Source organism: Bradyrhizobium sp. (assembly GCF_028868675.1).
Lineage (GTDB): Bacteria > Pseudomonadota > Alphaproteobacteria > Rhizobiales > Xanthobacteraceae > Bradyrhizobium.
Window position 1 is genome coordinate 1 of sequence record NZ_JAGWUA010000216.1, and the last position, 7,851, is coordinate 7,851.

Sequence of the window (7,851 nt, forward strand, 5' to 3'; positions counted from 1 at the left end):
CGGATCCTTGCGCGCCTTGTCGGCGTCGGCCTGCTTGATCCAGCCGTTCTCCAGCAGGCGGTCGACCACATAGTTGCGGCGCTCGATGGCGCGGTCGCGGTTGCGCACCGGATGCAGCGCCGCCGGCGCTTTCGGCAGCGAGGCGAGATACGAGGCTTCCGCAATGGTGAGTTCGTTCACCGACTTGTCGAAATAGACCAGCGATGCGGCGGCGATGCCGTAGGCGCCGAGCCCAAGATAGATTTCGTTTAGATAGAGCTCGAGGATGCGGTCCTTGGAATAGGTCCGCTCGATGCGCATGGCGAGCAGCGCTTCCTTGATCTTGCGGGTGAACGACACCTCGTTGGTCAGAAGGAAGTTCTTGGCGACCTGCTGGGTGATGGTGGACGCGCCCTGCGGCCGTCGATTCGAGCCGTAATTCTGCACATAGAGCAGCGCGGCGCGCGCCATGCCGGAATAGTCGATGCCGCCGTGCTCGTAGAAATTCTTGTCTTCCGCCGCGAGGAAGGCGTTGATCACGAGCTTCGGCACGGCCTGGATCGGCAGATAGAGCCGCCGCTCCTTGGCATATTCGCCGAGCAGCGAGCCGTCGACCGCGTGCACGCGGGTCATCACCGGCGGCTCGTAATCCTGGAGCTGGGAGTAGTCCGGCAGGTCCTTGGAAAAATGCCAGATCAAGCCGGCCACGGCGCCGACGCCGACCAGGAACACCACGGTTCCCGCGGCGAACAGGAAACCCAAGAACCGTATCAGCAGGCGCATTCTCTGTTTATCCGTTCAACCCGTCGCGCCGACGATTGGCGCCGTCCTCAAATGGCGATTTCCGCCGGCCTGCAAGCTTCGAACACGACGCCTTGCCGCGGCCAGACCCAAACACGCTTGCCGAGGGGGATTTTGACGATTCCAGCGCCCCCTGCGGCAGTTTATAGAGCGCCTGCTGTGGCCAAACTAGGGCTTTGCAGGCCGCGGAAACTCCAACTCAATTGCCCGATGCCGCCGTCGCCAGCCGCTTGGCCAGGAACGCGTCGATCGCCTGCGCCATGGACCCCACGGTCCGCGAGCGCCAGCTCTCCGAGACCAGATGCTCGAGATCGCCCTTGTTGGAGACATAGCCCAGTTCGACCAGCACCGACGGCACGTCGGGCGCCTTCAGGACCCGGAACCCGGCCGACTTCAGCGGGTGCTTGTGCATCCGTACCGTGGACTTCATCTCGCCCATCAGCAACCGGGCAAAGCGGTTCGAAAAGGTGCGGGTTTCCCGCTGCGCGAGGTCGATCAGGATGTCCGCGACCTCGGTCGGCTCCTCCGTCAGATTGACGCCGCCGATCGCATCCGCCCGGTTTTCCGTTTCGGCGAGCCGCTCGGCCTCGGCGTCGGAGGCCTTGTCGGAGAGCGTGTAGATGGTGGCGCCCTGGGCGTCGCCCTCGTGGCGCGGCAGGGCGTCGGCGTGAATCGAGACGAACAGCGCGGCGTTGAGCCCGCGGGCGACCTTCACCCGGTCGTTCAGCGGAATGAAGGTGTCGTCGTCGCGCGTCATGACCACGCGATATTTGCCGCTCTTCTCCAGCCGTTCCCGCAGCGCCAGCGCAAAGGTCAGCACCAGGTTCTTCTCGCTTTCGCCGCTCGACTGCGTGCCGTTGTCGATGCCGCCGTGACCGGGGTCGATCACCACCACCGGGCGCCGATCGGCCGGCGCAGCCGGTTTCTGCGGTGCGGGCTCCGGCGCAGCGTCGGCGGGCAGGGGCCGCAAGGCCTGTCGGCTCTCCGGGGCGAGCGCCGTCACGAAGGCCGCGCGCTCGACCTCCTCCAACTCCAGCACCAGGCGGGCCGGCTGGCCGTTGGCGGCCTCGAGCACGTAGGAATTGGCGATCTTGGCCGGCCCTGTCAGGTCGAATACGATTCGCGAGCCGCCCGGCATGACCAGCCCGTAACGGAACGCCTTGACCAGCCCCCGCCCGCCGCCACCCACGCCGGACGGGAGCTGGAAATTGACCTGAGGAATGTCGACCACCACCCGGTAAGGGTCGGCCAGCGCGAAGGCGCGGAAGCTGATGGTCCGGTCGAGATCGAGAATGAACCGGGTCTGCCTGGCATCGCCGGCCAGGCGGGCTGCGGAGGCAATGGGGAAACTCGTGGCTGCCGGGGCCGATTGCACCGGACCTTCCGCGGCATTGAGGCGGGAGGAATCGGCGCATGGCAATGCTGCGGCGCACAGCAACGCCCATCCCAGCAAAACACCATGATTTGCGCGGCTCGTCACCGATTCCGTGCCTCCGAGCAGCTCTTTTATCGCAATAGAACCACAGGGTTAATCAGCTCTTAAGACATGGCCGCCAAATCTCGGCAACTGTGACCGGCGCGCGACGCTCCCTTGCACGAAGGTCGCATTCCACGTATGTACGGAGTGCTGATGGCCAATATTTCCGGTTGTGTCGCATTCAGCCTCCCGGTGCAGCGCCGGAACTCTCAAGGTGTGAGAATTCCAGCGTTTTCCGTCCTCCTTCATCGCCAGCGCGGCGCGCGGCGGCGGGGTTAGGGCGGGTTCAAGCTCCGGTGGCGCCGGTCCCGGGTTACCTGACAAGTTCCAGGGGCGGCTTTGACTGGCGGCGTAGCCCATTACCCGTTTCTGTAAAGGAACGGCCTTGTGATCCTCAGGCGAGCGCCATGGCATCAGGCTTGGCGCCAAACCTGGCCAGCAGCGACTAATGAGGGGCGGCCCCACGCCGCCCAATGTTTCATACGGGCCGACGCTTGATGCGCCAGACTGTGCCGACGACATCTGAAGGACAATTCGCGACGCGGCGGAGCGAAGCTCCCGTGCGCCGCGCAGCGTCCGCAGAGCCGCGTTCGGACCGGCGCAAGATGCCGCGTTTCGGCCTTCCCCTCACCCCCGAATCAGGTGGACCGTCGCGTCACCCGGCGGCGCGATCTGCGCCGACGCTGAATCGCGCCCGCCGCCGCCAAGAGTTCAAAAATGCCCAACAAGATGTTGATCGATGCCACCCACCCGGAAGAGACCCGGGTCGTCGTGGTCCGCGGCAATCGCGTCGAAGAGTTTGATTTCGAGACCGCGCAACGCAAGCAACTGCGCGGAAATATCTATCTCGCCAAGGTCACGCGGGTCGAACCGTCGCTGCAGGCCGCCTTCGTCGAATACGGCGGCAACCGCCACGGCTTCCTCGCCTTCAGCGAAATCCATCCCGACTACTACCAGATCCCGGTCGCCGACCGGCAGGCGCTGATCGAGGCCGAGCAGCAGGCCCATCGCGAGGCCGAGGAAGAGAGCGAGAACCGCTCCAACCATCGCCGCCGCTCCCGCCATCGCAACGCCCGCCGCCGCGGCCACGGCGAACGCGTCCAGAGCGAGATCGTCGAGGGCCTCGATGCCGGCGCCGACCTCGCGGCGCAGCCGGTCGAAGACGAGGTGCCGGCGGAGAACGGCGACGTCGCGTCGCACGACGGCGAGCATCTGCATGCCGAGGCCGCGCATCATGACGATGTCGCGGCGCATGGTCACGACGACCACGAGCACGCGCATGGCGATCACGACCACGCGCACGATGACGATCACCACGACGAGCATCATCACGACGAGCACGATCACGGCCACGCCGAAGCGCTGGCCGCCGACGTGGTGTCCTCCTCGCACGGGCCCGAGGTCGCAGCCGAGCCGCAAGAGGCCCGAGAGACCGAAGCGGCTATCCATGATGAGCCCGCCGGGTTCGAGACGGTCGCCGCCGCCGAGGAGACCGGCGACCTCGGCGATGCCGAGACCGTGAGCGGCGAAGCACCGCATGTGGAACACGCGGAGGCGGCCGCCGAAGACGACGACGGAACCGAGGACGGCGACGAGGCCGAGGACGAACTCGTCGAATCCGTCGGCGGCGACGACGTGCTGGAGGAGGTGCCGGAGCGCACCTTCCGGCCGCGCCGGCAGTACAAGATCCAGGAGGTCATCAAGCGGCGCCAGGTGATGCTGGTGCAGGTCGTCAAGGAGGAGCGCGGCAACAAGGGCGCGGCACTGACCACCTACCTGTCGCTCGCCGGCCGCTATGCGGTGCTGATGCCGAACACGGCGCGCGGCGGCGGCATCAGCCGCAAGATCACCTCGGCCCAGGACCGCTCGCGGCTGAAGGAGGTCGTACAGGACCTCGACGTGCCCGAGGGCATGGGCATCATCCTGCGCACCGCCGGCGCCTCGCGCACCAAGCCCGAGATCAAGCGCGATTTCGAGTACCTGATCCGGATGTGGGAGACGGTGCGCGATCTCACGCTGCGGTCGCAGGCCCCGACCCTGGTCTACGAGGAAGGCTCGCTGATCAAGCGCTCGCTGCGCGATCTCTACAACAAGGAGATCGACGAGATCCAGGTCGCCGGCGAAGCCGGCTACCGCGAAGCGCGCGACTTCATGAAGATGCTGATGCCGTCCCATGTCCACGCGGTGAAGCAGTATCGCGACGGCCAGCCGCTGTTCTCGCGGATGGGAATCGAAAGCCAGCTCGACGCGATGTTCTCGCCGACCGTGCAGTTGCGCTCCGGCGGCTACATCGTGATCAACCAGACCGAGGCGCTGGTCTCGATCGACGTCAACTCCGGCCGCTCGACCCGCGAGCACCACATCGAGGACACGGCGCTCAAGACCAATCTGGAGGCGGCCGAGGAGGTCGCGCGCCAGCTTCGCCTGCGCGATCTCGCCGGCCTGATCGTCATCGACTTCATCGACATGGACGAGAAGCGCAACAACCGCGCGGTCGAGCGCAAGCTGTCGGACTGCCTGCGGCAGGACCGTGCGCGCATCCAGGTCGGCCGCATCTCGCATTTCGGCCTCTTGGAGATGTCGCGCCAGCGCATCCGCGCCAGCGTGCTGGAGAGCTCGACCGATCCCTGCCCGCATTGCGGCGGCACCGGCCACGTCCGCTCGGTCTCCTCCGTCGCACTGCAGCTCCTGCGCGGGCTGGAAGAGCTCCTGATGAAGGGCGCGACCCACAATCTCGTGGTCCGCACCCGCACCGACGTCGCGCTCTACGTGCTGAACCACAAGCGCGGCCATCTGCGCGACCTCGAGAACGGCTTCAAGGTCACGCTGTCGATCATCGCCGATCCGAGCGTGAGCGGGCCGCAATCCTACATCATCGACCGCGGCGACCAGGTGCACACGCTGGAAGCGGCCAAGGCGCTGCTGGCGGCGCAGCTCGCCGCCAACCCGCCGCCGGCGGCGGAAGAACCCATTGAGGACGAGGAAGCCTTCGACGTCGAGTCCGAGTCCGAGGTCGAGACCGAGGAGACCGAAGGCCTCGCCGAGGAGCAGGCCGGCGATGCGGCGCCCGAGCAGGACGGCCAGCGGCGCAAGCGGCGCCGGCGCCGGCGCGGCCGCGGCGGCGCACGCGAGGGCGAGCTTCGCGAGGATACCCCGCCTTCCCTGCCCGAGCCGGCCATGATCGCAGGCGAGTCCGAGGAGGAAGTGTTTTCCGAGCAGGAGGGCGAGGACACCGAGGAACAACCGGGCCAGGCGCGCGCCGAGCAAGGCGGCGGGCGCCGCAGGCGCGGACGCCGGGGCGGACGCCGCCGGCGCGGTGGCGCCGAGGAAGGTCTCGCCGGATCGATCGCCGACGAGATCGGCGTGATGAGCGGCGCGGCTCCGGAGCCGAGCGAAGCGGTCGCCGATTTCGACGGCCTGAGTGCAGAGGCTTCACCGTCGATCGCGCAGAGCGAGAACGCGGCACAGCCTTCCGTGCTTCAGGACGAGGAACCGCCACCTGCGCCCGCCGAAGTCCATGCGCCGATCGAGCCTGCACCGGCGGACGAGTCCGACAAGGCCGCGCGCCGGCGTTCGACCGTCCGCGAGAAGGTGAGCTTCGGCAGCCAGCCCGAAGCCGCGGCACCGCTGGCGCAGGCGCCGGCGGAAGCTGCGCCGCCTCGCGCGGCCGAACCCGCGCCCGAGGCCGCCGACGAGACCTCGGCGCAGCCGCGCCGGGCCGGATGGTGGTCGCGCCGCTTCGGCGGCGGCGAATAGACCAGGCGCACGACAAGAGACCGCCCGGCCGATCCGGGCGGTTTTTCATTTGGCGGGTGAGCGGCAATGCGAAGCGCGATCGTTCTCGGCGGCGGCATGGTGGGCGTGAGCTCCGCCCTGCACCTGCAACGTCGCGGCTGGTCGGTCACCCTGGTCGACCGCAAAGAGCCCGGCCGCGAGACGAGCTACGGCAATGCCGGCATCATCCAGAGCGAGGCGGTGCGGCCCTATCCGATGCCGCGCGACCTCGCCACGCTGTTCAACGTCGCAACCGGCCGCACCAACGACGTGCGCTACCGCCTCGCGTCGCTTCCCCGCCATGTGGCGCCGCTCCTGCGCTACTGGTGGCATTCCGCGCCGAAGCGGCACCGCCGGGCGATCGCGGCCTGGGCCCGCCTCATCGCCCATGCCGCGCCCGAGCACGACGTCCTCATCCGCGAAGCCCATGCCGACAACCTCGTCCGCCGCGCCGGCTATCGCCTGCTGCATCGCGACGCCAAGGCATTCGAGCAGGCGATCGCGACCGCGGAAGAAAATCGGCGCGACCATGGCGTGCAGTTTCGCGTCCTGAGCGGCAGCGAGCTCGCGAAGGCCGAGCCGCTGTTGCGCGACGATCTTCCCGGCGCCATCCACTGGCTCGAGCCCTGGACGGTGTCGGACCCCGGCGGCCTGGTCGCGGCCTATGCCGGGCTGTTCGAGCGGCTCGGCGGCCGCATCGTCCGCGGCGATGCGCGGAGCCTCAGGCAGGCCTCCGCCGGCTGGTCGATCGACACCGATGAGGGACGCTGCGACGCGGCCTGCGCGGTGGTCGCGCTCGGGCCATGGTCGCCGGATCTCTTGCAGCGGTTCGGCTATCGCGTTCCGCTGGTGCGCAAGCGCGGCTACCACATGCACTATCAGGGCGGCTCTTCACTCGACCTGCCGCTGGTCGACACCGCCAACGGTTATGCGATGGCGCCCATGTCCAAGGGGCTCCGCATCACCACCGGCGCCGAGCTGACCAGCCCCGATGCGCCCGCCACGCCTGTCCAGCTCGCGAAGGCCGAAGCCGCGGCGCGAGGCCTGCTCGATCTCGGCGCGCGCGTCGAGCCGGAGCCGTGGTTCGGCACCAGGCCCTGCACGCCCGACATGCTGCCGGTGCTGGGACCGGCGCCGCGTCATCCCGGGCTGTGGCTGAACTTCGGCCACGGCCACCAGGGCTTTACGCTGGGACCCGCGACCGGCCGCCTGCTCGCGGAGATGATGACCGGCGAGACGCCGTCGATCGATCCCGCGCCATATGCGATGGATCGGTTCTGACTGCGGACGACACAGGGCGCGTACGCAAGAATTCGTCACACCCGCCTTGCGCTTCGAGGACAACGTCAAGGCCGACATGGCTGCATGTCGGCCTTGGGGCCAACAACCGGACTCATGCCCCAGCAGAAATCTCTATTCGATCACTTCGTCGGCGCGAGCGAGCAACGCGGGGGGCAGTTGCAGGCCGATTTGTCGTGCAGCTTTTTGGTTCACGACCAACTCAAATTCGGTTGGAGCTTGGACAGGCAGTTCGGCAGTATTTGCCCCGCGCAAGATTCGATCAACATAGGATGCCGCGCCAGCGAAAATCTTGTCCAAGTTCACTCCGTAGGAGATCAGGCCACCGGCTGCGCAATAGAGGCGAAGCGGGTAAATGGCCGGAAGTCGAGACTGCGCAACCAACGCAGTATAGTGGCCACGCCGGACAGACGTGTGCGCATCCGGCAGGAAAATAAGCCCGCTGTTAGGCTTGTCCTTGAGCGAGCGAATCAACCGATCAATGTCCGATGCGTCACCGTCTGGTGTCTCGATCGAGACTA

At 67.4% G+C, this 7,851-nt stretch carries 5 protein-coding genes; 2 read left to right on the plus strand and 3 right to left on the minus strand.

All coding sequences use genetic code 11. From position 1 onward, the window contains the following. Together KGM94_RS21420 and KGM94_RS21425 are read right to left on the minus strand one after the other, a co-directional pair. A partial coding sequence (locus KGM94_RS21420; protein WP_300263851.1) for a transglycosylase domain-containing protein occupies positions 1–762 on the minus strand: 762 nt, incomplete at its 3' end. A gap of 217 nt (positions 763–979) precedes the next feature. After that, positions 980–2,260 (minus strand): N-acetylmuramoyl-L-alanine amidase, encoded by a 1,281-nt coding sequence (locus KGM94_RS21425; RefSeq protein ID WP_300263853.1) that lies wholly within the window; start codon positions 2,258–2,260, stop codon positions 980–982. 714 nt (positions 2,261–2,974) lie between these two features. Between KGM94_RS21425 and KGM94_RS21430 the strand changes: the two genes are divergently transcribed. Together KGM94_RS21430 and KGM94_RS21435 are read left to right on the plus strand one after the other, a co-directional pair. Further along, a complete protein-coding gene (locus KGM94_RS21430; protein WP_300263855.1) occupies positions 2,975–6,013 on the plus strand; it encodes a ribonuclease E/G in 3,039 nt (1,012 codons plus the stop codon). A gap of 66 nt (positions 6,014–6,079) precedes the next feature. Further along, the gene (locus tag KGM94_RS21435) at positions 6,080–7,312 is read left to right on the plus strand and encodes an FAD-binding oxidoreductase (protein WP_300263857.1); all 1,233 of its coding nucleotides are present in this window, start codon (positions 6,080–6,082) and stop codon (positions 7,310–7,312) included. A 132-nt stretch (positions 7,313–7,444) separates the two neighbouring features. Here the strand turns inward: KGM94_RS21435 and KGM94_RS21440 are convergent. After that, on the minus strand, positions 7,445–7,851 hold a 407-nt coding region (locus KGM94_RS21440), incomplete at its 5' end, for an ABC transporter substrate binding protein (protein WP_300263859.1).

Bases quoted from the DNA above. Each gene is read 5' to 3' on its own strand.
- KGM94_RS21430 (WP_300263855.1), top strand. From the start codon at position 2,975: ATGCCCAACAAGATGTTGATCGATGCCACCCACCCGGAAGAGACCCGG.
- KGM94_RS21435 (WP_300263857.1), top strand. From the start codon at position 6,080: ATGCGAAGCGCGATCGTTCTCGGCGGCGGCATGGTGGGCGTGAGCTCC.